The following is a 26,467-nucleotide window of genomic DNA, read 5'->3' as shown; positions in this document are numbered from 1 at the left end:
AGGTCCGGCTATTCTAGTCCGACCCGGCCCCGCCTCCCTTCCCGGCACGACGTCCCGCAAGCGCGGGCGCCGGACCGCGAGATCCGGCGCCCTGCCAGGACGGCTACTGGCTTAGCGCGTTTCGCGCGCGGTCAGCCACTCGGCCGGCGCCAGCGGCCGGGACACCACGCGGATTTCGCTGATGTCGCCCAGGAAGCCATTCGAGGGCGGGCCGGCATCCCAGAAACCCGCGCCCACGTACCAGGGCTCATCCAGCGTCGCCAGGCCGCTGCCATCCACGGCGTTGCGCAACACCGGCGCACCTTCCACGTACATCGTGGTGGCCCGCGTGACGGGGTCGTTGACGATGGCGATGTGCAGCCAGGTATCCAGCATGATCTCGCCAGACCAGTTGGTGCGCGAGGCCTTGTTGTCCTGGGTCGCCACTTCCCATTGCACTTCCCGCAGGTTGGAGATCGCGAACTGCAGGGGCGGCGACTGCGGTCCGCCACTGAAGCCGGGAATGTTCCCGCGCCGCCCGCCTCGGGTCATGATGTTCATCCAGGCATTGGTGTCCGCCGTCCAGCTCTTGTCCAGCTTGACGAAAGCCTCCACCGTATAGCCGTTGTCGAAGGTCTCGGCATTCAAGGGCGCGCCCGCGGCGGTATGGAAATAACTCAGGCGTGGCGCGCCGCTGGCATTGCGGAACGACACGCTGCCGGGGCTGGCGGACAGGAAATGCTTGTCGCCGACCCACTGCAGGTCGCCCAATTGCGCGGTGTTCGCCGGCGGCACGTTCAGCGCGCCGCGCGTCAGGTCGTTGCCGTTGCCGGACAAATCCGCCACCGTGGCGCCGTCGGCCACGGCATTGCCGGCCGCGCCCACGAAGCGCCAATGCGCCAGTGTCTCGGCGATCTTCGGATAGTCGTCGGCATCGGCTGCCGGCGTGCGCACCGGCGGCTCCAGGTCCTGGAAGTTGCCCAGCACCAGGGCCGTGGCCGCTTCGGCCAGCGGCAGGTTGCTGGGCTCGGCCGCGACGAATTCGGGATTGAAGCGCGCGAAACGCTGCGCAAAATTCATCTCGATCTCGAACTGCTCGTTGGGTCCCGTCAGCATCGCCTGGTCGAACTCGTTGAGCTTGTCCGCGGGCTTCTGCGGCACCCAGGGCGAGAAGGACAGCGCCTTGATGCGATTGCCCGTCAGGTCGAACTCATAGAAGCGCATCAGGCCGTTGCCGCCCTGGTACGCCATCTGGAAGTCGACCACCATCTGCTCGACCGCATTGCCGAAATCGTTCAGCTTCGTCAGGTGCGCCGTGCCATGGAAGTGGCCGTTCAGCGTCATGAAGATCTGGTCGTTGTCGCGGATCAGCTTGTCCCACAGCATCAGGCCGTAAGGCGTTTCCAGCGGGCTCACGCCATCGCGGTCGATGTTCAGCAGGTCGTGATTGACCAGGATGGCGGGCAGCGTCGGATGATCGCGCAGCACCTGGCGGGCCCAGGCCAGCGCCGCATCCGAGGCGCGCCACGACATGGACAGCACCAGGAAGCGCTGACCTTCGGCGGTGAAGATGTGGTATTCGTGGAAGCCGCTGCCGTCGCGTTGCCCGAAAGTTGGCTGGGCGGCGGCGCGCGCGGCGCTGAACCACTGCAGATAAGGCTCGGTGGCCAGGTTGCGATCCTCATCGGTGCCGTTGACGGGGTCATCGCCATAGCCGACAGGATGGCTCACGTCATGGTTGCCGGCCAGGATCGAATACGGCACGCCGCCGTCTTCCAGCACCTTCATCGCCGCATCGGCCACTTGCCATTCATCGGCCCTGTCCGCGCGGTCCACGATATCACCCACGTGGATCACGAACGGCACCTTCAGCGCCTGGGCGTTGTCCACGATCCATTGCGTCTGCGCGCGGAACGGTTCGCTGCCATACAGCGCATCGAACTGATTGCCCGTGGCCACCGTGGAATAACGGGAATAGAACTGCGTGTCCGGCAGCACCGCCAGACCGAAACTCGAGATGCGGCCATCCTCAACCGGCGTTTCCGGATCGGGCTGAGGCTCGCCCGGCGTTCCCGTTGGGGGATCGTCGTTATCGCTGCCGCCACACGCGCTCAGCAGCCCGGCCGCCCCCATCGACGGCAGCAGCCACGAACTGGCGCCCAGTTTCAACAGGGCACGGCGCAGGGGATTGACGGTAACGGCGAGCGTCGCAGAGGGCGACGCGGCAGGCGACATGCGTGCGTCTTGCGGGGCATCGGATGCCTGCGGTTCGACGCGAGCAGCTTCGTTTTGATTGACGGGACGGCGGGACACGGAACTCTCCAAACAGGAAAGTCCAGGATTCTGAACGCCGAAGAAGACGCCTTAATTACTGAAAATGCCGCGCTGAAATGAAAAGATCACAGATTATGCCGTTTCAAACAATGGCACGCCATTTGCCTGAAATACGATTGGGCATGAGGGCGACTCCAGCGCTTGTGCCCTCACGCCCACCAGGCTCAGTAGCCGGAACGGCTCCGGGCCGGCATCGGCCGCTGCGGGGTCTTGGACACCATCACGGGCGCAGGCTTGAGCCCACCCGCACGCTGGCGCAACCACTCGGCAACCTGACGGCCGCGGGTAAAGATGTACGCCACCAGCATCAACCAGCAAACCGCGAGCACCGCGAACTCAGTCAAGGGATCCATGATCGTCTCCGGGTCGTAGAGGGGAAAGTCTGACGAGGGAAGCGATCTGACCAAGCAGCTCGCTTGCTACGTAGACTACGGACAAACCCCGGCCAATCGTGGATTTCCGGGGCTTTGTTGCACAAATGGGGATTTTGTCGGGAGGCTGTTGCAGCACGGGATTTTTTCCCAAACCCGCATGAACAGGCGCTTCCCAAGCAGCGGGGCATGAACTTGCCCGGGTCACCGCTTACAGTCGCCGGTCCGGATTTTCTCCATCCGGCCTCGTCAATCCAGCTTGATCTTGTAGCCCAAATGGCTGCCCTCGAAGCCCAATCGCTCATAGAAGCGATGCGCATCCACACGGCGCTTGTCCGTCGTCAGCTGGACCAGCTTGCACCCTCGCGCACGGCAGGTCTCGATGGCCCAGCGCAGGAAGGCAGCCCCCACGCCGCTCCCGCGTCGCGCGGAAGACACATGGACCGCTTCGATCTGGCCACGCCAGGCCCCGCCGCGGGAGAGGCCCGGGATGAAGGTCAGTTGGAGCGTGCCCACGATCTCCCCCTCTTCCTCGGCAACCGCAAGAAGCTGGTTCGGATCCGCATCGATCGCCTGATAGGCCTGCACATAGGCTTCCGGGCCCACCTGGATGCCCGCCTGGCGGGCCGCACTAATCGGATCCTCGCCCAGCAGGGCGACGATGGCGGCCACATCGGCTTGGGCGGCCCGGCGAAAGAGGGTCGTAGGCATTGCAGATCCAGCATCGTCAGGGAACGGGCCCACATTCCACCATAAAAAGGATCGCTGTCGGGGCAGGACGGAAACGAGTTATGATACGTTATATCATCACAATATCTACCCACCCAGACACCCCATGCGCTCCTGTTGATCCCATTCCTGCTCAAGGAGCCTCGCATGAAAGTCCTTTCCTCCCTGAAAGATGCCAAGACACGCCATCGTGATTGCCAGGTGGTGCGCCGACGCGGCCGCATCTACGTGATCTGCAAGAGCAACCCGCGCTTCAAGGCGCGCCAGGGTGGCGCAAAGAACCGCCGCACCGGCTAGGCTGGTCCTCAACCGCTGCCCTCCGATTCCCGCTCGCGCCCATGGCGCCACAGCCGGATTGCCTCGTTCCGGCAGCCAGGCATTGCGGCGGGAGCGACCCAGAACGTCCGAATGCTCGACTTCACCTTACAATCCGCTTGCTGGATTGCAATGAATCGCAATGAATCGGCGACCCCGTATTTCGAGAAACCGCATAGGACAATAATGAACTCGACCAAAACTCTCCTGGCCGCAGGGCTGGCTCTTCTCATGGCTGGCTGCGGAACTGTCGGCAATGCCGTGGTATCCGATGACGAACTTGCACGCAAGGCCGCGTTTGCGTTGGACACCACCGCCGATAAGGTCACCGTGTCGGACCGTACGGCCGAAGTGTCGGGTGCCATCAACTACGTGGCCACGACGCGTGGCCGTAAGCATCAGTGCTACATCACATCGATGATGGGTGCGGTGAATTCGAGTGCCGTTTGTTCCGGTGCCAACTCGGTCAACACCTCAGGCAAGTGCAATGACCTGCAGCGGGCCGCGGGGCAGTGCCGCTGACCCTCGGGAACACCCTGCGCAATGTCCTCTCGCCAGCCCCGTCGCTGGCAGGGTCTGCTGAGGACGCGCAGGCAATCCCCCGAAAAAGCAAACAGCCGCCATTGCTGGCGGCTGTAGGGGCCTGACTTAACAGGCCTTTTTTGGTAGGCCCCCCGAGAGTCGAACTCGGCACCAACGGATTATGAGTCCGCTGCTCTAACCAGGCATGAGCTAGAGGCCCGATGTAGCGGTTTACTGGCCTTCCAGGAAGCTCTTGAGCTTGTCGGCGCGGCTGGGGTGACGCAGCTTGCGCAGTGCCTTGGCTTCTATTTGGCGAATGCGTTCACGCGTGACGTCGAACTGCTTGCCCACTTCTTCCAGGGTCTGGTCGGTGCTCATTTCGATGCCGAAACGCATGCGCAGGACCTTGGCTTCGCGCGGGGTCAGCGAGTCCAGCACTTCCTTGACGACGTCGCGCATGGAGCCGTGCAGCGCCGCATCCGAGGGCGCCAGCGTGGCGGTGTCCTCGATGAAGTCGCCCAGGTGCGAGTCGTCGTCGTCGCCGATGGGCGTTTCCATCGAGATCGGTTCCTTGGCGATCTTCAGGATCTTGCGGATCTTGTCTTCCGGCATGTCCATCTTGGCGGCCAGCGTCGCGGGATCCGGCTCGGCGCCGGTTTCCTGCAGGATCTGGCGGCTGATCCGGTTCATCTTGTTGATCGTTTCGATCATGTGGACCGGGATACGGATGGTGCGCGCCTGGTCGGCGATGGAGCGCGTGATAGCCTGGCGGATCCACCACGTGGCATAGGTCGAGAACTTGTAGCCGCGACGGTATTCGAACTTGTCCACGGCCTTCATCAGGCCGATGTTGCCTTCCTGGATCAGGTCAAGGAACTGCAGGCCGCGGTTGGTGTACTTCTTGGCGATCGAGATCACCAGGCGCAGGTTGGCCTCGGTCATTTCGCGCTTGGCCTTGCGAGCCTTGGCTTCGCCGGTGGCCATGCGCTTGTTGACTTCCTTCAGGTCCTTCAGCGGCAGCACGACGCGCGACTGCAGGTCGATCAGCTTCTGCTGCAGCTCGTGCACGGCAGGCACGTGACGCTCCAGCGTGGCCGAATAGTCGTGGCCGGCGGCAACTTCGCCGTCGACCCAGGCCAGGTCGGTTTCGTGGCCAGGGAAGACCTTGATGAAGTGGCTGCGCGGCATGCCGGCGCGATCCACGCAGGTGTGCAGCACGGCGCGCTCCAGCTGGCGGACTTCCTCCACCTGGCTGCGCAGCGTGTCGGCCAGGCGCTCCACCATCTTGGCGGTGAAGCGGATGCCCATCATTTCGTTCTGGATGGCTTCCTGCGCCTCGATGTAGGTGGCCGACTTGTAGCCATCGCGCTCGTAGGCCTTGCGCATGGTGTCGAACCACTTGCTGACGTCGTCGAACTTCTTCAGGCCCTTGACGCGCAGGTCTTCCAGCTGGCGGCTGCTCATGCCGCCGGCGGGACCGTCGTCATCGCTGTCGTCGCTGACACCGGCGCCGGCGTACTCTTCGCCATCTTCCGGATCCACCAGGCCGTCGACGACTTCGTCGATCTGGGCGGTGCCTTCACGCACGCGGCCGATATGGGTGATGATCTCGTTGATGGTGGTGGGACAAGCCGAAATGGCCATGACCATGTGCTTCAGGCCGTCTTCGATACGCTTGGCGATCTCGATTTCACCTTCGCGTGTCAGCAGCTCGACCGAGCCCATTTCACGCATGTACATGCGCACGGGATCGGTGGTGCGGCCGAAGTCGGAGTCCACGGTGGTCAGCGCGGCCTCGGCCTCGTCCTCGACGTCGTCGTCGGTGGCGGCCACGGGCGCGTTTTCGCTCATCAGCAGCGTTTCGGCATCGGGCGCCTGGTCGTAGACCGAGATGCCCATGTCGCTGAAGGTGCTGATGATGCCGTCGATGGCCTCGGCGTCGACCAGGTCATCGGGCAGGTGATCGTTGATTTCACCATAGGTGAGGTAGCCGCGGTCCTTGCCCAGCTTGATCAGCTGCTTCAGGCGGTTGCGGCGCGCCTCGTATTCCTCGGGCGACACCGGACCGCGCGCGATCAGGTCCTTCGGGTCGGCCTTGCCGCGCTTGCCGCGCTTGGCCGGCTTGAAATCCGGCACGACTTCGCCTTCGCCGTCGTTATCGCCGCCGTCATCGAAATCGCCATCGCCGTTGTTGTTGCCGGCCGAGGCATTCTTCGAGGGGCGGCCAGGGCGACGGCCCGTGCCGGTGGGACGTGCCACCATTTCGGTCAGCTTTTCCTCGGCGCGCGCGGCGTCGGCCGAACCGGCCTTGGCGCGCGTCGTCTTCGCGGCGGCCTTGGCGGGGGCGGCAGTCTTGGCGGCAGCCTTCTTGGCAGGCGCCGCGGTCTTGGCCGCGGCCTTCGCGGCGACCTTCACGGAAGCCTTGACGGCAGGCTTTTCCGCAGCACGCACGACCGGGCGCGCGGCCTTCTTGGGCGCGCCCTGGGACACGTCGGCGGCCACCTGTTCAGGCGCGTTGTTTGCGGGGGAGTTCTTGCCGTTGGACTGGATCATATTCGCTTCCGTGGCCAGGAATATCAGCCACATTACCTATGGAGTGCTGCCCGTGCAACACGGACAGACCTGAAGATGCTCACTGCGCGTTGTCATGCGCGTTGTCTGCGCTTTCCACTGCAGTTGTACTGATGGCTGCCGGGCAAACCGCGACCGGACAGCACTTTGGCTTGCTTCGGAGAAACAAGCGGACAGTTTCCCGTCCGCGAAACCCTTTATTTTACCGCATTTAGCGTGCGGAAGACTTATTTAGCACCGTAATACGCTGTGACAGCTCCAGGTAGTGCGCCTTGGCCGCCGGATCGGCCAGGCCACCGCGCACCAGCTCGGACTGCTCTATCCGCAGCGCATCCAGTTCGATGCGCCGCAACGCGTCTTCCCATTCGACCTGGGGCTCGGGCAGCTCCGCCTGGGCCATCACGTCGGCCAGGGCCTGCTGCAACACCAGCGCCAGGTCGGAATCGGGCTCCGCGGCCTGCAGGAGCGCCCCCAGATGACGCGCCCCGCTTGCCTGCGCCAGCACCACGAGATCCCGCACAAGGTGTAGATGGGGGCCCTTGTCCAGAACTTCAAGCTGCTGCTCCCCCATCTCGTCCACCAGCTCCGGATGCGAAAGCAGCAGGCGCAACAACCGCTTGGCCAGGCTGGTGACGGGCCGGCGTCCGGGGGGCGGCGCCAGGCTGGGCGGACCTTCGTCCCGCCCCCTGCCCTTCCACTCGCCGCGGTCCTTGCGATCGCCGAAATTCCTGCGGCCGCCGCCGCCCTTGCCGTAGCCCTGCCCTTGCTGGGCCTGGCCGCCTCCGTACCCTGAAGACGATCCCGCATCGGGATAGCCGCCGTAATACCCTTCGTCGCCTGCACTGTCGGCAGGCTGCCAGCCCATGTCGGGGTCGTCCGGCACCACCATGCCGCCCTCCCAGGGCGGCGGCAGTTCGCCGTGATCGCCAGCCCCCTGCCCCGCGGGCGGCGCAGGGGCAGCCGGCGCCGACGGCCGGCCGGGCGCAGGCTTGGCCCCAGGCCCCGGGCCGGCAGCAGCGAGAATCCCCGCCAGTTCATCCGACGTCAACAGCACCTGCCTGGCAAGCTCATGCTGCAACTGCAGGCGCAAGGTGCCTTCCGGCACCGCCAGCAGCAGCGGCTTGGCCTCATGCACGCATGCCGCACGGCCCTCCACCTCCGACAGGTCATGCCGCGACGCCAGCTCATCGAGCAGGAAACGCGACAGGGCAACCGCCTCGTCCAGGCAGGCCCGGAACGCTTCCGGCCCGAACGCCCTCACATAGGAATCGGGGTCGTGGTCGTCGGGCAGGAACAGGAAGCGGATCGAAATATCGTCCCGCAACAGCGGCAGGCAAGCCTGCAACGCCCGCCAGGCGGCGCGCCGCCCAGCCTTGTCGCCATCGAAGCTGAACACCACCTTGTCGCTGGCGCGCAGCAGCTTCTGCACGTGCGTGGGCGTGGTGGCCGTGCCCAGCGTGGCCACGGCATTGCCCACGCCCTGCTGGGCCAGGCCCACCACGTCCATGTAGCCCTCGACCACCACGACCTGGCCTTCGCTGCGCACCGCCAGCCGCCCTTCCCAGAGGCCATACAGCTCATTGCCCTTGGAAAAGATGGGCGTTTCGGGCGAATTCAGGTACTTGGGCTCGCCCTTGCCGATCACCCGGCCGCCAAAACCGATGAGGTGCCCCCGCGCATTGCGGATGGGGAACATCACCCGATCACGGAAGCGGTCGTAGCGGCGCCCGTCCTCGGACTCGATGACGAGACCCGCCTCGACCAGCAAGGGGTCGTCATAGCGCGGAAAGACCTTGGCCAGCCCCTGCCGGTCGGCGTCAGCCCACCCCAGCCCGAACTGGGCCGCGATGGTGCCGGTCAAGCCGCGCTCCTGCAGATACCGAATGGCCGCGGCCGACTGCTTGAGCGACTTGCGATAGTGGGCCAGCGCCATTTCCAGCATCTGGCTGTGGCGCGACACTTCCTCGCGCCGGCGCGCGTCTTCCGCCTGCTGGCGAGGGCTGCGGTTTTCCTCGGGAACGGACAGGCCGACCGTCGAGGCCAGCGAACGAACCGCTTCAGGGAAACTGGCCCCCGTGTGCTCCATCAGGAATGTGATGGCGCTACCATGCGCGCCGCAGCCAAAGCAGTGATAAAACTGTTTGACGGGACTGACGGTAAACGACGGGGATTTTTCGTTGTGGAAGGGGCAGAGGCCAAGCAGGTTGGCCCCGCCCTTGCGCAACTGGACGTAGCGCCCGACGACTTCAGCGATGTCGACCCGGGCGAGTAACTCCTGGATGAATGAATCAGGAATCAATCCTGATCACCCAGGAATCAATACAGGCGCGGAGGCAGCTGTTGGCTACGGATACGCTTGTAGTGGCGCTTCACCGCGGCAGCAGCCTTGCGCTTGCGCTCGGCGGTGGGCTTTTCGTAGAACTCGCGCGAACGCAGCTCGGTCAGCAGACCGGTCTTTTCGATCGTGCGCTTGAAGCGACGCAGGGCGGCCTCAAACGGCTCGTTTTCTTTCAGACGGACAATAGGCATGTAAGTGCTTTGCTCTGGGTTTGTGTTCTGAACAGTGTGCAGGGGCCTTCCAGCGGAACCTTGGAATCGCTTGGCTATTTGCTTGGCAAGTCAGCTTTGCAAATCAGTTTCGCAACAGGCGCCAGGCAAAAAACCCGCACACGGGAAAATGTCATGAATGCGGCCGGATGCGACATGCCTCCGACCTTTCCCTGACTAAGATTTCAGGCAATCATGGATTCTAGCACCAAAATGCCGAAAATCAAGCAAAATCAACCGCGAACGCCCTTGCGCATCCAGGCCTCGAGCTGATCCGGACGCAGGCTGTCGTAATCCTCGAAGGGCTGGTGGATCCAGGGATTGGAGTCCAGGCGATCCACGTAATAGTCGGGAATCGCCTGGGAATGGCCTTTCCACCACAGCACGGCGCTCTTCATCTCGGTAATGCCCGGGAATTGGCGGTGCAGGTGCTCACGCACCCGGTTGAAGGTCAGGCCCGTATCCACCATGTCGTCGACCAGCAACACGCGGCCGGACAGCGTGCCGCGCGTGATGGTGATGAACTGCGCAATGTCGAGCTCGCCCTGCTGCGTGCCGGCCGCCTCGCGGTAGCTGCTGGTGGCCAGAATGCCCAGCGGCACGTCGTAGATGCGGGACAGGACGTCCCCCACCCTTACCCCGCCACGCGCCAGGCAGACGATCTGGTCGAAGCGCCAGCCCGACTGGTAGACATTGAGCGCCAGGGTCTCGATGAGGCGGTGCTATTGCTCCCACGATACCCACAGGTCGCGGTCGGTGCTGGGCGGCAGGCTCAAGGGCGATCTCCGTTTGCGTCAGGAACGACTCAGGACTTGAAGGGGTGACGCAGCAGGATCGTTTCGTTGCGATCCGGGCCGGTGGACACCATGTCGATGCCGACACCGCTGACCTCGGCCATGCGCTCCAGATAGCGGCGCGCATTGGCGGGCAGCTTGTCGAACTCGGTGACGCCGACGGTGGACTCCGTCCAGCCGGGCAGCTCCTCGAACACGGGTTCGACGCGGCCGACGGCAGCGGCGCCATACGGCAGCGTGTCATGGAACTGGCCGTCCATGCGATAGCCCACGCCCAGTTGCAGCGTTTCCAGGCCATCGAGCACGTCCAGCTTGGTGATGCACAGGCCGGAGATGCCGTTCAGGCGCACCGAGCGCTTGAGCGCGGCGCCATCGAACCAGCCGCAACGGCGCGGACGGCCGGTGACCGACCCGAATTCCTTGCCCACGGAGGCCAGGTGCGCGCCCACGTCGTTCATCAGTTCGGTGGGGAACGGACCCGAGCCCACGCGCGTGGCATAGGCCTTGGTGATGCCCAGCACGTGGTGCAGGGTCTGCGGACCGACGCCAGCGCCGGCCGCGGCGGCGCCCGCCACGCAGTTGCTGCTGGTGACATAGGGATAGGTGCCGTGGTCGATGTCCAGCAGCGCGCCCTGCGCGCCTTCGAACAGCAGGTTCTGGCCGGCTTGCTGGGCGGCATACAGGTTGTTCGACACATCACGCACCATCGGGGCGATGGCAGGCGCCAGCGCCATGGCCTGGTCGCGCACCTCGTCGGCGGAGACTGCCTTGGCGCCCAGGTATTGGGTCAGCACGAAGTTGTGATAATCCAGCGCCTCGGCGAGCTTCTCATCGAAGGTGGCGGCGTCGAACAGGTCCTGCACGCGCAGCGCGCGGCGAGCCACCTTGTCTTCATAGGCCGGGCCGATGCCACGGCCGGTCGTGCCGATCTTGGCATCGCCACGACGCGACTCGCGCGCCTGGTCCACGGCCACGTGATACGGCAGGATCAGCGGGCAGGCTTCCGAGATCTGCAGGCGCGAACGCACGTCCAGGCCGGCAGCCTCGAGCTCGCCGATTTCCTTCAGCAGCGCCTCGGGCGACAGGACCACACCGTTGCCGATGTAGCAGGTCACGCCCGGGTGCATGATGCCCGAGGGGATCAGGCGCAGAATGGTCTTCTGGCCATTGATCCAGAGGGTGTGGCCGGCATTGTGGCCACCTTGGAAGCGGACCACGCCCTGGGCCGATTCGGCCAGCCAGTCCACGATTTTGCCCTTGCCTTCGTCACCCCACTGGGTGCCGATCACCACAACGTTCTTGCTCATTGTCGCCAACGATGAAAAAGTCCACGGAATTCCGTATTGACCGCCCAGCGCGCGCGCCCGAAGGCACGCCCCGAGGACGGAGCGAGAAACAGCTTGCTTGAAGCGCTACAGCGTCCGCAACGTCCAGGCGCCATCCTTCAGCGCCAATTCGCGATCGCAGACGAATTCGTCTTGATCATGCTCATGGCCGGGCAGGTTCTGCACGACCACTTCTCCCGCGGCCCGCAAGGACCGCAAGGCCTGCACCAAGGCAGGATCCTGTCCCCACGGCGCGCGGATGGCACGCGAAGGCGCCGCCGGCGGCAGGCCGGCTGCCAGCTTGCGCAGGTCCAGACTGAAGCCGGTGGCCGGCCGCGCACGCCCGAAGGCGCGGCTGACGTCGTCATAGCGGCCGCCGCGCACCAGCGCGTCGTGCCAACCTTCCGCGTAGATCGAGAACGTGACGCCGGAGTGGTAGCCATAGCCCCCCACATCGGCCAGGTCCACGCCCACGCTCACGCCATCCAGCGCGGCGATGAGCTGGCCCAGCGCATCCAGCGCGGCCGCCACGCCTGGCAGCAGGGGCAGCTCCTGGCGCGCACGGGCGAGCACGTCGGCGCCGCCATACAGGTCGGGCAGCTTGCGCAAGGCCTGCCAGGTCTCGGCACGCACCCCTTCCACGCGCCCGGACAACTCGACCAGGGCCGGGACATCCTTGTCGCGCAGAATGGCATAGATCGTTTCGGCATGCGCCGCGGCGCCCGCATCGGCATCCAGGATGGCGCGCACCAGGCCCGGATGACAGAGATCCAGGCGGGGCTCGCGCACCCCTGCCAGGCGGGTGCTTTCCAGGGCCAGCTGAAGCACCTCGATGTCGGCCTCGAAGCCGGCATGGCCATAGATTTCCGCGCCGATCTGCAGCAGCTCACGGCTGGACAGCAGGCCCGCCGGACGCGCGTGCAGCACGGTGCCGCAATAGCAAAGGCGCGTGACACCGGCACGGTTCAGCAAGTGGGCGTCGATGCGCGTGACCTGGGTGGTCATGTCCGCGCGCACGCCCAGCGTGCGGCCGGACAACTGGTCCACCAGCTTGCAGGTGCTGAGATTCAGGTCGCCGCCCGTGCCGGAGAGCAACGAATCGATGTATTCGACCAGCGGCGGCGCAACCATCTCGAAACCGTAGGTACGGTAGAGATCAAGCAGCTTGCGTCGCAGTTCCTCGATGCGCCGGGCCTCGGCGGGAAGCGTGTCCGCCAGACCTTCCGGCAGCAGCCAGTTGCCTATCATTGATTGCCTGGAATAAATCAAAAACGCAATAAAAAAGCGGCTTGGGGTGTAAGCCCCAAGCCGCCGCATATTCGGCAAGCCGTAGTGTTCTCTAGCTTACGGGATATTGTACCCGTTTTGACTCATCGCGCCACCCCGGGGCAATACCCTGGTGGCGGCGCGTGGGATCAGCGTTGCGCGCCCGCCTGCGCCGGCGTACCGGGCGCGCCCTGGGCGGACTTCATGAAGCGGAAGAACTCCGACGAGGGGTCCACGACCAGGATGTCGTCCGAGCCCGAGAATGCCGCACGATACCCTTCCAGGCTCTTGTAGAAGCTGTAGAACTGCGGGTCGCGGCCAAAGGCCTCGGCGTACAACTGGCTGGCGCGGGCATCGCCCTGGCCCATGGTGGCCTGTGCCTTGGCGTTGGCTTCGGCGATGATCTCCTCACGCTGGCGGTCGGCCTCGGCGCGGATCTTTTCGCTTTCCGCGGCACCGATGGAGCGCAGCTCGTTGGCCACGCGCGTACGCTCGGCCTCCATGCGGCGATAGACCGATTCGGAGATTTCCGGCGCGAACTCGATGCGCTTCAGGCGCACGTCCACGACCTCGACACCCAGCGGCTCGGCACGGCGAGCCACGTTGGTCAGGATCTCGGACATGATCTTGTCGCGCTCCTTGGACACCACGTCGCTGACGGTACGCACGTTGACCGAGGCGTTCAGCGCGTCGCGGATCTGGGCCTGCAGGCGTTCCTGGGTGGCACGCTCATTGCCGCCGAAGGTGACGTAATACAGGCGCGGATCGACGATACGCCACTTCACGTAGGAGTCGATGAGCAGGTTCTTCTTTTCGGAAGTCTGGATGCGCTCGGCATCGGGCGACTCGATGGTCTGGATGCGCTTGTCCAGCGTCACCACGTTCTGGAACGGGGGCGGCGCCTTGAAGTACAGGCCGGGTTCGCTGATGACCTGGCGGACTTCACCCAGTGCGAACACCAGGGCGTAGTCGCGCTCGCGCACGATGAACATGCAGGAAGACAGCGCTGCCAGGACGATCAGCAGGATGACGGCGATGGGAGTGAAACGTTGCATGGTCAGCCTCCCCTCAGCGTACCGCGCGATCGCGCGTCAAGGTGTTGGCGCCGGCGCCGGTCTGCCCGACGGTGGGGCGCGGCATGGCGGGGACGGCAGGCTGGCTGGCGCCAGGCAGGCTGGAAGGCGCGTTGGTGGTGGGCGCGTTCTTGCCTGCATCCTTGCCCGATTGCTGGACGATCTTGTCCAGAGGCAGGTAGATCATGTTGTTACCGTTCTGCGTGTCGACCATGACCTTGCTGGCATTCTGGAACACCTGCTGCATGGTCTCGAGATACATGCGCTCGCGCATGAGGGAAGGCGCCTTCTGGTATTCGGCCACGATGCTGGTGAAGCGCGCGGCGTCACCGGTTGCATCGCCGACGACCTTGGCGCGGTAACCCTCGGCCTGCTCGAGCATGCGCGAGGCCTGGCCTCGTGCCAGCGGCACGACCTGATTGGCGTAGGCCTGGCCTTCGTTGATCTGGCGCTCGCGATCCTGGCCGGCCTTGACCGCGTCGTCGAAGGCTGCCTGCACCTGCTCGGGCGGCTGCACGTTCTGGATGGCGACCGTGCTGACCTGGATGCCCGTGCGATAGCGGTCGAGGATCTGCTGCATGAGGTTCTGCACCTCGCCCGCGACCTGCGTACGGCCTTCGTACAGGACGAAGTCCATGCGCTGCTTGCCGACGATCTCACGCATGGCGGTTTCGGACGCCTGGCGCACCGACTCGTCGGGGTCGCGCATGTTGAACAGGTAGTCCGGCGCGCCGTCGGCGCGCAGGCGGTACTGCACCACGAACTGCATGTCGACGATGTTCTCGTCGTCGGTCAGCATCAGCGATTCGGGCATGACCTTGTTGCGCGAGCTGCCGCGGAAGCCCACTTCGAACGTGCGCAGTTGCGACACGTTGACGGCTTCATGGCTCTGGATGGGATACGGCAGGCGCCACTGGAAACCCGCGGGCGCCGTGGTCTTGTACTTGCCGAACTGGGTCACGACGGCGACCTGGCCTTCCTGCACGATGAAGAAGCCGCTGGCGAGCCAGACCGCCAGCGCGATGCCGGCGATGAGACCGACGCCGATGCGGGTGCCGCGCGGCGACGGCGAGAAACCGCCGCCACCGGGATTGTTGTTGCGCCCGCCGCCCTTGCGGCCGAACAGGCCGCTGATGCGCTGGTTGAAATCGCGCCAGACTTCGTCGAGGTCAGGCGGGCCGTCCCCTTTCTGGGGGCGGCGCGGCGGCTGCGAGCCGCCATTGTTGCCCCGGCCCCAGCCGGGATCATTCAGATTGAACAGTTTGGTGAATGGACGCATTGTTTCCTGCGGTTGTGCCGACCTGTGCAATTGCCCCGCGCAACGCCTCTAGGCCAGCGCGCTCAACGGCGCTTACGAATACTCGCGCAATCGTACCATGTGCGTCCCTGTCAACCCGGGGCTCCAATCCCGCCGCGTCTATCTTGTTATAGACCAGTATGCGGGGAATATCCGCGGCACCGATTTCGACCAGTACCTTGTCGACTTCGGCGATCTGCTCATCGCGCTGCGGGCTGGAGGCATCGACCACGTGCAGCAGCAGGTCGGCGTGCACGGTTTCCTCCAGCGTGGCGCGGAAGGCGGCGATCAGCGTCGTGGGCAGGTCGCGGATGAAGCCCACGGTGTCCGACAGCGTCACCTGCCCTGCCCCTTCGATCCAGATGCGCCGCGTGGTGGTGTCCAGCGTGGCGAAAAGCTGGTCGGCCGCATAGGCGCCGGCGCGCGTCAGCGCGTTGAAAAGCGTCGATTTTCCCGCGTTGGTGTAGCCCACCAGCGACACCGACAGGTGGCTGCCACGCTCGCGCGCGCGCCGCTGGGTCTGGCGCTGGCGCTGCACCTTGTCCAGGCGCTCGCGCAGGACGCGCACCTTGGCGCCGATCATGCGGCGGTCCATTTCCAGCTGGGACTCGCCGGGCCCGCGCATGCCGATGCCGCCGCGCTGCCGCTCCAAGTGGGACCACAGGCGCGTCAGGCGCGTGGACAAGTGCTGCAGCTGGGCGAGCTCGACCTGCAGCTTGCCTTCATGGCTCTTGGCGCGCAGCGCGAAGATGTCCAGGATCAGCGCCACGCGGTCGACCACGCGCAGGTTCAGCTTGCGTTCGAGGTTGCGCTGCTGCGCCGGCGACAAGGCCTGGTCGAACAGCACGATGTCGGCCTCCTCGGCCTGGCTGATGGCGATGGCCTCTTCCAGCTTGCCGGTGCCGATGAAATAGGCCGCATCGGGCCGGGACCGGCGCACGGTCAGCGTGGCGACGACCTCGGCCCCGGCGCCCTTGGCCAGCATGGCGAATTCCTCGGCGTGGGGCAGGAAGTCCGGATTCCCCAGGTCGACGCTGATAATCAATGCGCGCATGGCGCCCTCCTCATTGCGGCGTCCTTGTCGCGCAAGGCACGGCGCAGGACAGTCTTGTTATGCAAACAATCCCCCCAGAATACTGCGGCCCCATCCGGGTTGCGGTGGAGCCGGCTTTGCCGGTCCACCCGCAACGCCCCCCTTGAGGGGGGGAGGCGCGCAGCGCCTCGGGGGGTGAGAACAACAACGCCCGCCTGCACGAAAACGTGCGGCGGGCGCAAGGCACTGCGGTCAGGGCGGGAGACGGCCGGAACTTACTCAGCAGGCGTATCAACCTGGAAATTGACCGCGCGCGCAGGCACGACGGTGGAAATGGCGTGTTTATAGACCATCTGCGTCACGGTGTTGCGCAGCAGGACGACATATTGGTCGAACGATTCGATCTGGCCTTGCAGCTTGATGCCGTTGACCAGATAGATGGAAACCGGAACGTGTTCCTTACGCAGGGTGTTCAGAAACGGGTCTTGCAGTGTTTGCCCTTTATTGCTCATTGGCCAGGCTCCATGTGTTGTTTTTGGGGGTAAGGCACGGATACCTGCACTCTACAGGGTTTTCCCGCACATCGCCAGTTTGAGCGCGCCACGGGAAGACAGTTCCCGTGAGCCGTCGAACCGGCCGCAAAGCCGCGTCAGGAGAGGATCTGCGCCAGTGCGTCGAGGAGCGTCCGGCACTCGGCGTCGGTACCGACGGTGATCCTCAGGAATTGGTCTATACGGGGACGGGAGAAGTGGCGCACGATGATGCCGCGCTCGCGCAACGCCGCCGACAGGGCCGCGGCATCGCGCCCCGGGTGGCGGGCGAACACGAAATTGGCCGCCGAGGGCAGCACCTCGAAACCCGCCTGCCGCAAGCCGGCAACCAGCGTCTCGCGGCTGTCGATGACGGTCTGGCAGGTCCGTGCCAGATAATCCGTGTCCTCGATGGCCGCCATCGCGCCCGCCAGCGCCAGGCGGTCCAGCGGGTAGGAGTTGAAACTGTTCTTGACCCGGTCGAGCGCCTCGAGCAGCGCCGGCTGGCCAATGGCATAGCCGACCCGCAAGCCGGCCAGGCCGCGCGACTTGGAAAGCGTCTGGACCACGAGCAGGTTCGGGTACTGCGCCACCAGGGGCACGGCGGACTCCGCCCCGAAATCGACGTAGGCCTCGTCGATGACCACGACCGCGTCGGGATTGCCCGCCACGATGCGCTCGACCTCGGCGCGCGTCAGGGCGCGGCCCGTCGGGGCATTGGGATTGGGCAGAATGATGGCGCCGGCCGAGCCCGCCTCGCCCGGCAGGTAGTCCGCCGGGTCGATGCTGAAATCATCGGCCAGCGGCACGCTGCGCGACGTGATGCCGTACAGGCCGCAATACACCGGATAGAAGCTGTAGCTGATGTCCGGAAACCACAGCGGACGCTCGTGGCGCAGCAGGCCCATGAAGGCGTGCGCCAACACTTCGTCGGATCCGTTGCCCACGAAGACGTGGTCGGCCGGCACGCCATAGTGCCTGCCGAGGGTCTCGCGCAGCGCGCTGGCGCCCGGATCGGGATACAGACGCAGGCTGTCATCGGCCGCCGCCTGGATGGCGGCAATGGCGCGCGGCGAGGGGCCATAGGGCAGCTCGTTGGTGTTGAGCTTGACCAGGTTCTGCAGCTTGGGCTGCTCGCCCGGCACATAGGGCGACAGGCCGTGGACCACGGCGCTCCAAAAGCGACTCATGGATCAGTTGTCGACGTAGGGGTTGTGGGAGGACTTGAATTCGATGCGCAGGGGCGTGCCCGCCAGCTTGAAGGCTTCGCGGAAACGCGTTTCCAGGTAGCGGCGGTACGAGTCCGGAATGGCGTCCAGTGCGCTGCCGTGCACGATGATGCGCGGGGGGTTCTGGCCGCCCTGGTGCGCATAGCGCAGCTTTGGGCGGAAGATGCCCTTGCGGGGCGGCTGCTGCTGCTCGACGGCGGCCTGCAGCTCGCGCGTGAGCTTGGGCGTGGACAGTTTGGCGAAGGCCGCGGCGTGCGCGGCGTCGACGGACTTCAGCACGGCATTGACGCCCTGCCCCTTCAACGCCGAGATCGTGTGCATGCGCGCGAACGACAGGAAGCGCAGCTTGCGTTCGAATTCGCGCACGATGCGTTCGCGGCGCTCGTCGTCCAGGCCGTCCCACTTGTTGATGCCCACCACCAGCGCCCTGCCCGTCTCCAGGATGAAGCCGGCGATGTGGGCGTCCTGCTCGGAGACTTCCTGCTGGGCATCCAGCATCAGCAGCACGACGTTGCTGGCCTCGATGGCCTGCAGGGTCTTGATGACCGAGAATTTTTCGACCGCCTCGAAGACCTTGCCGCGCTTGCGCAGGCCCGCGGTATCGATGAGCGTGTAATCCCGTCCGCCACGCTGGAAGTCGATCTCGATGGCGTCGCGGGTGGTGCCGGGCATGTCGAAGGCGATGACACGCTCTTCGCCCAGCAGCGTATTGATGAGCGTGGACTTGCCCACGTTCGGACGTCCGACGATGGCCAGCTTGATGCGGTGCGCCACCGGCGCCTCGGGGACGTCCTCGGCCTGCGGATCCGCATCGGGGTCGAAGCCTGGATCGGCGTCGCCGAAATCATCGTCCTCGTCGGACACCAGCGCGGGCGCTTCGCCCAGGCCTTCCAGCGCCATCTCGATCAGTTCCACGATGCCGTCGCCGTGCGCGGCCGAGATGGCCAGCGGCTGGCCCAAGCCAAGCTCGTGGAATTCGGAGATGGCCGCGTTGTGCGCCATGCCTTCGGCCTTGTTCACCGCCAGCAGCACGCGCTGGCTGTTGCGGCGCAGTTGCCGGGCGATCTCGTGGTCATGGGCATTGACGCCCGCGCGGGCATCGACCAGGAAGATCACCGCGTCGGCCTCGGCAATGGCCTGCTGCGTCTGGCGGGCCATCTGGAGCAGGATGCCGGTTTTTGCCACCGGCTCGAAGCCGCCGGTGTCGATGGCGATGAAGGGCTTTTCGCCCACGCGCCCCTCGCCATAGTGACGATCGCGCGTCAGGCCGGAAAAATCGGCCACCAAGGCGGAGCGCGAGCGCGTCAGGCGGTTGAACAGTGTGGACTTGCCCACGTTGGGGCGGCCCACGAGGGCGACGACGGGTTTCAGGGACACAGCGGTATCGATCAGTTGACGGAAATCATGACCAGGTCGCCGTTGCCGGTTTGCACCAGCACACCTTGCGACGTGGCCTGCAGGGGCGCCTGGATGGCACCGCCGCCCACGGACACGCGGGCGAGCAGGTGGCCATCTTCACGGGCCAGGAAGTGGACGTAGCCATCATAGTCGCCCAGCGCGACGGCGCGGCCAAGGACGGCCGGCGAGCTCAGGCGGCGGTTGCGCAGGGCTTCCTGCTTCCAGATGTTGCCGCCGTTGTCCAGCGCGAAACCATGCACCACGCTGGTGTGGTCGGGCACGTACAGGAAGCGGTCATCCAGCGCCAGGCCGACGCTGCTGGAGAAGTCGCGCGCCCATTGCGGACGGCCGCCGGCGGAAACGTCGAAGCAGACGACACGGCCCTGGTAGGCGACGGCGCACAGCAGCCGGCCGGCCACGCGCGGCACGCCGACCACGTCGGTCACGCGCTCGAGGTCGCTCGAGCCCTTGGGCGTGGCGACCGTGCCTTCCCACTGGACATTGCCCGTGGAAGCCTGGACGGCGAACATCTTGCCGCCGGGCATGCCCGCGATGACCATGCCTTCGGCCAGGATCATCTGCGCGCTGCTGCGCAGGGCCAGCGCGGGGCCGGGACGCTGCACGTTCCAGAGACGCTCGCCGCTGTCGGCGTTGAAGGCCTGGATGCGATAGTCGCCGCTGCGCACGATGACCAGGCCATAGCCCACCACGGGCGGCACGGTCACTTCGCTGGTGGCACGGCTGCGCCACTTTTCCTTGCCGGTGTCGTCGAAGGCGACGACTTCGCCCTTGGGCGTGGCAACCGCGGTGGTGACACCGTCGCTGCCGGCGCCGGCGGTCAGGTCGCCGTCGACGCGGGTGCGCCAGACCTCGCGGCCCGTCAGCAGGTCGTACTTGCCGACATACCCATTGGCCGAGGCCGCGTACACCGCGCTGTCCACCACCGTGGGCGACAGGCCGATGCCGCCGCCGCTGCCGATGGAGGTGCGCCACGCCACCTGCGCGGACGCGCCGGGAGCGTAGTCGGTGAGGTCGGCCGGGTCGTAGCGGCCGTCATCGCTGGCGAACAGGCCGCAACCTGCCAGCGACAGCGCGGCGGTGACGCAGAAAGCGGCGCGCGCGGCGCGCAGGAAGTTCAGGTTCAGCATCTCAAGCTCCGCCCAGGGCGTCGATTTTCAGTTGCAGCGCGGCCGTGAGCGGGCTGCCCGGCTCGAGCGACTTCACGGCGCTGTCCCAGGCGGCGCGGGCTTCCTCGCGCTTGCCTTGCGCGGCCAGCACGTCGCCGCGGCGGTCGGCGTACAGCGCCGCGAAACCCGGGGGCACGTCATTCAGTTGCGCCAGGGCCGCATCGTATTCCTTCTGGTCCAGCAGCAGGCCGGCCAGGCGCAGGCGGGCCACGCCCTGCAGCGTGGTGTCCTTGGCCTGGGCCAGCCATTCCAGCTGCTCACGCGCGCCAGCCACGTCCTTGCGCTCGGCCAGCGCGTGGGCGGCCAGCAGCGCGCCGCGGCCGGCGTAAGGCGTGCCGGGGAAGTCGTCGCGCAGCGTGGCGCTGGCGGCCTTGATGCGCGCAGCGGCGTCATCGCCCTGCTGTCCGGCCGCTTCCTGCAGCGCCTCGAAATAGCCCATGGCCTGGGTGGCGCGGTGCGCCTCGTACCAGCGCCAGCCCTGCCAGCCGGCCAGGCTGGCCATCACCACCAGCAGGGCGGCCGAGACGGCCAGGCCGTAGCGGGCCCACCAGGCCTTGAGGGAGTCGAGTTTTTCCTGTTCGTCCAGATCGTATGCCATGCCACTACACCTTGAATTTCAAAAAAAGCCCCCACGCTGCGCCTTCGGCTTGCTGCCCCCTAGGGGGCGCTTTTTGCCTTGGGGCGGCCCGGCAGCAAAACATTGGCCAACTCCGCGAACGGAACCTGCTGCTGCCCGCTGCCTTCCTGCTGCGTGCTGCGCAACCACTTGACGCTGGCCACCTGGGCGGCCAGCTCGTCGGCGCCAAGAATAACCGCAACCTGGGCGCCGCTTGCGTCGGCGCGCTTGAACTGGGACTTGAAACCGCTGCTGCCGGCATGCACGACGACCCGCAGGCCGGCGTCGCGCAGCTGTTCGCCCAGCCTGGCAGCCTGGCGCTGGCCGGCCTCGTCCTGGTGGACGATGTAGACGTCGCACTCGGGCCGGGCCTCGGGCGCCTCGCCCTGGGACCAGAGGTCCAGCAGGCGTTCCACGCCGATGGCAAAGCCGACGGCAGGCGCGGGCTTGCCGCCCAGCAGTTCGATGAGGCCGTCGTAGCGGCCGCCGCCGCAGACGGTGCCCTGGGCGCCCAGCCTGTCGGTGACCCACTCGAACACGGTGAGGTTGTAGTAGTCCAGGCCGCGGACCAGGCGCGGGTTCATGCGATAGGCGATGCCGGCGTCGTCGAGGCGGTCGCAGACGCCCTGCAGGTGCGCGCGCGAGGCCTCGCCCAGGAAGTCGGACAGGCGCGGCGCGCTGTCGGCCATGGCCTGCATGGCCGGATTCTTGGTATCCAGCACGCGCAGGGGATTGGTGTACATGCGCCGCTGGCCGTCCTCGTCGAGGATGTCGCGGTGCTGCTCCAGGTGCGCGATGAGCGCTTCCCGGTGGCGGGCGCGCTCTTCGGGCTGGCCCAGGGAATTCAATTCCAGCCGGATGTCGGTCAGGCCCAGCTGGCGCCACAGGCGGGCCAGCATGACGATCATCTCGGCATCGACATCGGGACCGGCAAAGCCCAGGGCCTCGACGTCGATCTGGTGGAACTGGCGATAGCGGCCGCGCTGCGGGCGCTCGTGGCGGAACACCGGACCCATGGCATAGACGCGCTGCGGCCGGTCATAGAGCAGGTTGTGCTCGATGGCCGCGCGCACCATGCCGGCGGTGAACTCGGGACGCATGGTGAGCGATTCGCCATTCAGCGAGTCGGTGAAGGAGTACATCTCCTTCTCGACGATGTCGGTCACCTCGCCGATGCCGCGCGTGAAGAGGCGCGTGTGCTCGAGCACCGGCGCGCGCATGTTGCGGTAGCCGTAGGACTGGAGCCAGTCGCGCACGATGGCCTCGAACTGCTCCCAGCGGGCGCCCGCCTCGGGAAGAATGTCGTTCATGCCGCGGATGGCGGCGAGTTTCTGGAAAGCCTGGGTCATTATTTGTTGTCCGTGGCGCTGAGCGTGTCTCGCGCGCGCGGCGGCCAGTTTACTTGCTTCTGACAGATTGCTGCAGGGACGCAGGGGACGAACGCCTCCTGCGTCCAAGGGTCGGACCGGAAAGCCGCCCGCGGGTTCAGTCCTGGACCACGAGAGGGGCGCCATACCGGCGCGCCACGTAGTTCTCGACGATGGCCTGGAATTCCTGGGCGATGTGGTCGCCCTTGAGCGTGACCGTGCGCTCGCCGTCGACGAACACCGGCGCCGAGGGGATCTCGCCGGTGCCGGGCAGGCTGATGCCGATGTCGGCATGGCGGCTTTCGCCGGGACCGTTCACGACACAGCCCATGACCGCGACGTTCATGGACTCGACGCCCGGATACTGCTCGCGCCAGATGGGCATCTGGCGGCGCAGGAAGGACTGGATGTCGTCGGCCAGTTCCTGGAAGAAAGTGCTGCTGGTGCGTCCGCAACCCGGGCACGCCACGACCATGGGCGTGAACGCGCGCAGCCCCATGGTCTGCAGGATTTCCTGTCCGACCACGACTTCGCGGGTGCGGTCGCCGCCCGGCTCGGGGGTGAGCGAGATGCGGATGGTGTCGCCGATGCCTTCCTGCAGCAGCACGCCCAGGGCGGCGGTGGACGCCACGATGCCCTTGCTGCCCATGCCGGCTTCGGTCAGGCCCAGGTGCAGCGGGTAGTCGCAACGGGATGACAGGTCGCGATAGACCGCGATCAGGTCCTGGACATGGCTGACCTTGCAGGACAGCACGATCCTGTCGCCGCCCAGGCCCAGCGCCTCGGCGCGCCGGGCATTGGTGATGGCCGACACCACCAGCGCCTCGCGCATGACGGCCTGGGCCGGCCAGGGCTGCGCGCGGCGACTGTTCTCGTCCATCATGCGCGCCATCAGCTCGTGGTCCAGGCTGCCCCAGTTCACGCCGATACGCACCGGCTTGTCGTAGCGGGCAGCCACTTCGATCATCTGGGCGAAATTGTCGTCGCGCTTCTTGCCCCCGCCCATGTTGCCCGGGTTGATCCGGTACTTGGACAAGGCCTGCGCGCACTCGGGAAACTGCGTGAGCAGCTTGTGGCCGTTGTAGTGGAAATCGCCCACCAGCGGCACCGGCACGCCCATGCGGTCGAGCTGCTCGCGGATGGCCGGCACTTCCTTGGCGGCCTCGGGCGTGTTCACCGTGATGCGCACCAGCTCGGAGCCCGCCAGGGCAAGGTCCTTGACCTGGATGGCCGTATCGATGGCCAGCGCGGTGTCGGTGTTGGTCATCGACTGCACCACCACCGGCGAGGAACCGCCGATGGTGACGACGCGGTCACCCCAGGTGACTGCCACGGCGCGGGTGGCGTGACGGCCCAGCGGACCGACGGGCGCGGGCTGGGGCTCGGCGCAGGGAATCAGGGTGTCTTGCATGATGCGTGGTTCCGGACGAAGACCCGATGGCCGCGGCAAGTGTTCACGCGGCAATCCGGTCGTGGCGGGCTCAGTTGCCGCCGGCGGCGGGCGTCGTGCCCAGGCCGAACGACGACAGCCATTGCGTGGGCAGCCAGCCCTGCCAGAAAGCGTAACCCAGGCCAGCCAGGAGCAGCAGGACGATCAGGCCCAGCCAGAGGCCGGAGCCCGACCCCTGCCGCTCTTCGGCAGGCGTGGCGGTATGGACATGATTGATGGAACGCGCCAGGCCCGCCGCGGTGCCGCCCAGGTAGGGCTCGAGCGCCGCCGTGAGCGCATCGGGGTCGGCGCCCAGCAGGCGGGAATAGTTGCGCACCAGCCCGCGCAGCGACACGCCGCTGGGCAGGTCCTTCCAGCGCTCTTCCTCGAGGGCCGAGATCTGGCGGGCGGAGAATTTCAGGCGGCGGGACACTTCTTCCAGCGACAGGCCCTTGGCCTGGCGCAAGGCGCGCAGCGCGGGCCCCACCGACGCGGAGGCCGCCACGCTGGAAGCCGACGCCGCAGGCTGCCCACTGGCACCCACGGCCTGCGCGCGCGCAGGGGCGGGAACTGCGGCGGTATCCAGCTTCATGCGCGGAGCTCCACGATAGGAATGGCGTTCTTGCGGGTGGACAGGCGTTCGGTGATGCGGGTGCGATCCTTCACATCCCCGGCCAACTGGCCGCAGGCGGCGTCGATGTCGTCGCCGCGCGTCTTGCGCACGGTGGTCAGCACGTCGGCGTCCATCAGGCGCTGCGCGAACTGCTTCACGCGCGCCGCGGGCGAGCGCTTGAGCCCCGACTGCGGGAAGGGGTTGAAAGGGATCAGGTTGAGCTTGCAACGGACCTGGCGCGCGATGCGCACCAGTTCGCGGGCATGCGCGTCGGAGTCATTGACGCCGTCGAGCATGCAGTATTCGAAAGTGATGAAATCACGCGGCGCGTGTTCGAGGTAGCGCTCGCAGGCGGCCAGCAGCTCGGCCAGCGGGTACTTGCGGTTCAGCGGCACGAGATCGTCGCGCAGCGCGTCGTTGGGCGCGTGCAGCGAGACGGCCAGCGCCACCGGGCAATCGCGGCCCAGCTTGTCCATCATGGGCACCACGCCGGACGTGGACACCGTGACGCGGCGGCGCGACAGGCCATAGGCGTTGTCGTCGAGCATGAGGCGCAGCGCCGCCAGCACGGGCTCGTAGTTGAGCAGGGGTTCGCCCATGCCCATCATGACCACGTTGCTGATCAGCTTGGCGGGCGCATCGGCCTGGCCGGCGCCGGCCAGGCGCGCGGAGCCCGAGTCGTCGGACAGGGTCCGGCGGGCATGCCACAGCTGGCCGATGATTTCGGCGGTCGTCAGGTTCCGGTTGAACCCCTGATGGCCGGTGGAACAGAAGCGGCAGGCCACGGTACAGCCGGCCTGGCTGGAAATGCACAATGTGCCCCGGTCGTCCTCGGGGATGAAGACGGTCTCGATGGCATTGCCCTGCCCCACGTCGAACAACCACTTGCGGGTGCCGTCGGTGGAGCGTTGCTCGGTGAGCACGGGCGGGGTGGCGATCTCGGCCTGGCCGGCGAGCTGGGCGCGGAAATCGCGCGCCAAGTCGCTCATGGCGTCGAAGTCGCCCACGCCACGCTGGTGCACCCACCGCATCAACTGCTTGGCGCGAAACGGCTTCCCCCCCCACTGTCCGACGAGGTCGGCAAGCGCGGCGGAATCGAGTCCAAGCAGGTTGACGGAGGGGGCGGCAGTCATGGCGCGGGGGACCGGGTCCGGTGGCTTAGCGGCCGTGGACGTCGATCTGGGGGAAGAAGAAAGCGACTTCGACGGCGGCGGTTTCGGGGGCGTCCGAACCGTGCACGGCGTTGGCGTCGATGCTGTCGGCGAAGTCGGCGCGGATGGTGCCCTTCTCTGCCTTCTTGGGGTCCGTGGCGCCCATCAGGTCACGGTTCTTCAGGATGGCGTTCTCGCCTTCCAGGACTTGCACGAACACGGGGCCCGAGATCATGAAGTCGACCAGGTCCTTGAAGAAAGGACGGGCGCTGTGCACGGCGTAGAAGCGCTCGGCTTCGGCGCGCGACAGTTGGGTCAGGCGGGCAGCCACGACCTTCAGGCCGGCTTGTTCGAAGCGGGACACGATCTGGCCGATGACGTTCTTGGCGACGGCGTCGGGCTTGATGATCGAGAGGGTGCGCTCAATAGTGGACATGCTGGAAAACTCCGGTTTCTTCAATGGTTTGCTCAGCGGGCTGAGCAGCGAACTTGTCGGCGGGTCCGCCGAGTGATTTTTGCTGGACAAAGCTGGCGGGCAACACACGGACAACACCGCGGGCAGCACTTTTCCCGGCAACTTTGTTTGACCTGAATTTGTTGAATGAATTCAGACACTTCGCGAATATTTTCACTAACCCGGAATTCTAGCATGCCAAGGCTTCAATCCATATCTCTTAGAATTGCGGGTTCGCCTCATGGCGCGAGCACCGGGCGCGGCGGCTTTTGCCCCGCATTTCGCCCCGCCCGCCGCCACGCCGGCCCTTATTCGACAGCCCCATCACCCCGGAATT

The 26,467-nt window shown here is 66.1% G+C and carries 23 protein-coding genes, 1 tRNA gene and 1 pseudogene; 2 read left to right on the top strand and 23 right to left on the bottom strand.

The genetic code is table 11. The features are described from left to right. Positions 1–111: 111 nt before the first annotated feature. From ODI_RS10010 to ODI_RS10000, 3 genes are all read right to left on the bottom strand, one after another. The gene (locus tag ODI_RS10010; protein WP_331716317.1) at positions 112–2,292 is read right to left on the bottom strand and encodes a LamG-like jellyroll fold domain-containing protein; all 2,181 of its coding nucleotides are present in this window, start codon (positions 2,290–2,292) and stop codon (positions 112–114) included. A 185-nt stretch (positions 2,293–2,477) separates the two neighbouring features. Then, positions 2,478–2,666, bottom strand: a complete 189-nt coding sequence (locus tag ODI_RS10005) for a hypothetical protein (protein WP_067760024.1) — start codon at positions 2,664–2,666, stop codon at positions 2,478–2,480. A 267-nt stretch (positions 2,667–2,933) separates the two neighbouring features. Beyond that, positions 2,934–3,395, bottom strand: a complete 462-nt coding sequence (locus ODI_RS10000; protein ID WP_067760026.1) for a GNAT family N-acetyltransferase — start codon at positions 3,393–3,395, stop codon at positions 2,934–2,936. Between the two features lie 165 nt (positions 3,396–3,560). Between ODI_RS10000 and ykgO the strand changes: the two genes are divergently transcribed. Further along, a complete protein-coding gene (gene ykgO, locus ODI_RS09995) occupies positions 3,561–3,710 on the top strand; it encodes a type B 50S ribosomal protein L36 (protein WP_067760027.1) in 150 nt (49 codons plus the stop codon). Positions 3,711–3,821: 111 nt separating this feature from the next. Continuing rightward, positions 3,822–4,250 carry a hypothetical protein gene (locus ODI_RS22275; RefSeq protein ID WP_157929746.1) on the top strand — a complete coding sequence of 143 codons (429 nt, stop codon included), beginning with the start codon at positions 3,822–3,824 and terminating at the stop codon, positions 4,248–4,250. 141 nt (positions 4,251–4,391) lie between these two features. On the opposite strand, the gene ODI_RS09980 is transcribed toward ODI_RS22275, so the two are convergent. The 20 genes and pseudogenes from ODI_RS09980 to ndk all read right to left on the bottom strand — a co-directional run bounded on the left by ODI_RS09980 (position 4,392) and on the right by ndk (position 26,112). Beyond that, a tRNA-Ile gene (locus ODI_RS09980) sits at positions 4,392–4,470 on the bottom strand. 11 nt (positions 4,471–4,481) lie between these two features. After that, entirely contained in the window at positions 4,482–6,803 is a 2,322-nt protein-coding gene (gene rpoD / locus ODI_RS09975) for an RNA polymerase sigma factor RpoD (protein ID WP_067760189.1), read from the bottom strand. 229 nt (positions 6,804–7,032) lie between these two features. Continuing rightward, the gene (gene dnaG, locus ODI_RS09970; protein ID WP_067760028.1) at positions 7,033–9,120 is read right to left on the bottom strand and encodes a DNA primase; all 2,088 of its coding nucleotides are present in this window, start codon (positions 9,118–9,120) and stop codon (positions 7,033–7,035) included. Positions 9,121–9,137: 17 nt separating this feature from the next. Then, entirely contained in the window at positions 9,138–9,350 is a 213-nt protein-coding gene (rpsU, locus tag ODI_RS09965) for a 30S ribosomal protein S21 (protein ID WP_066452846.1), read from the bottom strand. A 251-nt stretch (positions 9,351–9,601) separates the two neighbouring features. Next, positions 9,602–10,144, bottom strand: a pseudogene (locus ODI_RS09960) (phosphoribosyltransferase). Positions 10,145–10,173: 29 nt separating this feature from the next. Continuing rightward, positions 10,174–11,469: an adenylosuccinate synthase gene (locus tag ODI_RS09955; RefSeq protein WP_067760030.1), complete on the bottom strand. Its 1,296-nt coding sequence runs from the start codon at positions 11,467–11,469 to the stop codon at positions 10,174–10,176. A 105-nt stretch (positions 11,470–11,574) separates the two neighbouring features. Further along, complete coding sequence (locus tag ODI_RS09950; RefSeq protein ID WP_067760192.1) at positions 11,575–12,732, bottom strand: ATP phosphoribosyltransferase regulatory subunit; 1,158 nt, start codon at positions 12,730–12,732, stop codon at positions 11,575–11,577. 170 nt (positions 12,733–12,902) lie between these two features. Further along, positions 12,903–13,808 carry a protease modulator HflC gene (gene hflC / locus ODI_RS09945; protein ID WP_067760035.1) on the bottom strand — a complete coding sequence of 302 codons (906 nt, stop codon included), beginning with the start codon at positions 13,806–13,808 and terminating at the stop codon, positions 12,903–12,905. A gap of 13 nt (positions 13,809–13,821) precedes the next feature. Next, positions 13,822–15,105 carry an FtsH protease activity modulator HflK gene (hflK, locus tag ODI_RS09940; RefSeq protein ID WP_067760037.1) on the bottom strand — a complete coding sequence of 428 codons (1,284 nt, stop codon included), beginning with the start codon at positions 15,103–15,105 and terminating at the stop codon, positions 13,822–13,824. Further along, positions 15,071–16,177, bottom strand: a complete 1,107-nt coding sequence (gene hflX / locus ODI_RS09935; protein ID WP_067760039.1) for a GTPase HflX — start codon at positions 16,175–16,177, stop codon at positions 15,071–15,073. The genes hflK and hflX overlap by 35 nt, the downstream gene beginning before the upstream one ends. Before the next feature lie 254 nt (positions 16,178–16,431). Further along, a complete protein-coding gene (gene hfq / locus ODI_RS09930) occupies positions 16,432–16,668 on the bottom strand; it encodes an RNA chaperone Hfq (RefSeq protein WP_067760041.1) in 237 nt (78 codons plus the stop codon). A 137-nt stretch (positions 16,669–16,805) separates the two neighbouring features. Further along, on the bottom strand, positions 16,806–17,876 hold the full coding sequence (gene hisC, locus ODI_RS09925; RefSeq protein WP_067760044.1) for a histidinol-phosphate transaminase: 1,071 nt from the start codon (positions 17,874–17,876) through the stop codon (positions 16,806–16,808). A 3-nt stretch (positions 17,877–17,879) separates the two neighbouring features. Further along, on the bottom strand, positions 17,880–19,292 hold the full coding sequence (gene der / locus ODI_RS09920; RefSeq protein WP_067760047.1) for a ribosome biogenesis GTPase Der: 1,413 nt from the start codon (positions 19,290–19,292) through the stop codon (positions 17,880–17,882). An 11-nt stretch (positions 19,293–19,303) separates the two neighbouring features. Then, entirely contained in the window at positions 19,304–20,461 is a 1,158-nt protein-coding gene (gene bamB / locus ODI_RS09915; RefSeq protein WP_067760051.1) for an outer membrane protein assembly factor BamB, read from the bottom strand. A 1-nt stretch (position 20,462) separates the two neighbouring features. Further along, on the bottom strand, positions 20,463–21,098 hold the full coding sequence (locus tag ODI_RS09910) for a YfgM family protein (protein WP_067760054.1): 636 nt from the start codon (positions 21,096–21,098) through the stop codon (positions 20,463–20,465). Positions 21,099–21,157: 59 nt separating this feature from the next. Continuing rightward, complete coding sequence (hisS, locus tag ODI_RS09905; protein ID WP_067760057.1) at positions 21,158–22,465, bottom strand: histidine--tRNA ligase; 1,308 nt, start codon at positions 22,463–22,465, stop codon at positions 21,158–21,160. 136 nt (positions 22,466–22,601) lie between these two features. Further along, positions 22,602–23,894 (bottom strand): flavodoxin-dependent (E)-4-hydroxy-3-methylbut-2-enyl-diphosphate synthase, encoded by a 1,293-nt coding sequence (ispG, locus tag ODI_RS09900; protein ID WP_067760059.1) that lies wholly within the window; start codon positions 23,892–23,894, stop codon positions 22,602–22,604. Positions 23,895–23,964: 70 nt separating this feature from the next. Then, positions 23,965–24,504: a helix-turn-helix domain-containing protein gene (locus tag ODI_RS09895; protein WP_067760061.1), complete on the bottom strand. Its 540-nt coding sequence runs from the start codon at positions 24,502–24,504 to the stop codon at positions 23,965–23,967. Next, the gene (gene rlmN, locus ODI_RS09890; RefSeq protein WP_067760063.1) at positions 24,501–25,658 is read right to left on the bottom strand and encodes a 23S rRNA (adenine(2503)-C(2))-methyltransferase RlmN; all 1,158 of its coding nucleotides are present in this window, start codon (positions 25,656–25,658) and stop codon (positions 24,501–24,503) included. The genes ODI_RS09895 and rlmN overlap by 4 nt, the downstream gene beginning before the upstream one ends. A 25-nt stretch (positions 25,659–25,683) precedes the next feature. Then, positions 25,684–26,112: a nucleoside-diphosphate kinase gene (gene ndk, locus ODI_RS09885; protein WP_067760065.1), complete on the bottom strand. Its 429-nt coding sequence runs from the start codon at positions 26,110–26,112 to the stop codon at positions 25,684–25,686. Positions 26,113–26,467 lie beyond the last annotated feature (355 nt).

This window comes from Orrella dioscoreae (assembly GCF_900089455.2).
GTDB lineage: Bacteria > Pseudomonadota > Gammaproteobacteria > Burkholderiales > Burkholderiaceae_B > Orrella > Orrella dioscoreae.
This window is presented reverse-complemented; position numbering and strand designations above follow the sequence as displayed.

Coding starts and splice junctions, on each gene's coding strand:
- hflC (WP_067760035.1), bottom strand. CDS start 13,808: ATGCAACGTTTCACTCCCATCGCCGTCATCCTGCTGATCGTCCTGGCA.
- hflK (WP_067760037.1), bottom strand. CDS start 15,105: ATGCGTCCATTCACCAAACTGTTCAATCTGAATGATCCCGGCTGGGGC.
- rpoD (WP_067760189.1), bottom strand. CDS start 6,803: ATGATCCAGTCCAACGGCAAGAACTCCCCCGCAAACAACGCGCCTGAA.
- ispG (WP_067760059.1), bottom strand. CDS start 23,894: ATGCAAGACACCCTGATTCCCTGCGCCGAGCCCCAGCCCGCGCCCGTC.
- ODI_RS09955 (WP_067760030.1), bottom strand. CDS start 11,469: ATGAGCAAGAACGTTGTGGTGATCGGCACCCAGTGGGGTGACGAAGGC.
- ODI_RS09895 (WP_067760061.1), bottom strand. CDS start 24,504: ATGAAGCTGGATACCGCCGCAGTTCCCGCCCCTGCGCGCGCGCAGGCC.
- ODI_RS10000 (WP_067760026.1), bottom strand. CDS start 3,395: ATGCCTACGACCCTCTTTCGCCGGGCCGCCCAAGCCGATGTGGCCGCC.
- hfq (WP_067760041.1), bottom strand. CDS start 16,668: ATGAGCAATAAAGGGCAAACACTGCAAGACCCGTTTCTGAACACCCTG.
- ykgO (WP_067760027.1), top strand. CDS start 3,561: ATGAAAGTCCTTTCCTCCCTGAAAGATGCCAAGACACGCCATCGTGAT.
- rpsU (WP_066452846.1), bottom strand. CDS start 9,350: ATGCCTATTGTCCGTCTGAAAGAAAACGAGCCGTTTGAGGCCGCCCTG.
- hisC (WP_067760044.1), bottom strand. CDS start 17,876: ATGAGTCGCTTTTGGAGCGCCGTGGTCCACGGCCTGTCGCCCTATGTG.
- ODI_RS09910 (WP_067760054.1), bottom strand. CDS start 21,098: ATGGCATACGATCTGGACGAACAGGAAAAACTCGACTCCCTCAAGGCC.
- bamB (WP_067760051.1), bottom strand. CDS start 20,461: ATGCTGAACCTGAACTTCCTGCGCGCCGCGCGCGCCGCTTTCTGCGTC.
- ODI_RS10005 (WP_067760024.1), bottom strand. CDS start 2,666: ATGGATCCCTTGACTGAGTTCGCGGTGCTCGCGGTTTGCTGGTTGATG.
- ndk (WP_067760065.1), bottom strand. CDS start 26,112: ATGTCCACTATTGAGCGCACCCTCTCGATCATCAAGCCCGACGCCGTC.
- ODI_RS22275 (WP_157929746.1), top strand. CDS start 3,822: ATGCTCGACTTCACCTTACAATCCGCTTGCTGGATTGCAATGAATCGC.
- hisS (WP_067760057.1), bottom strand. CDS start 22,465: ATGACCCAGGCTTTCCAGAAACTCGCCGCCATCCGCGGCATGAACGAC.
- rlmN (WP_067760063.1), bottom strand. CDS start 25,658: ATGACTGCCGCCCCCTCCGTCAACCTGCTTGGACTCGATTCCGCCGCG.
- hflX (WP_067760039.1), bottom strand. CDS start 16,177: ATGCGCGCATTGATTATCAGCGTCGACCTGGGGAATCCGGACTTCCTG.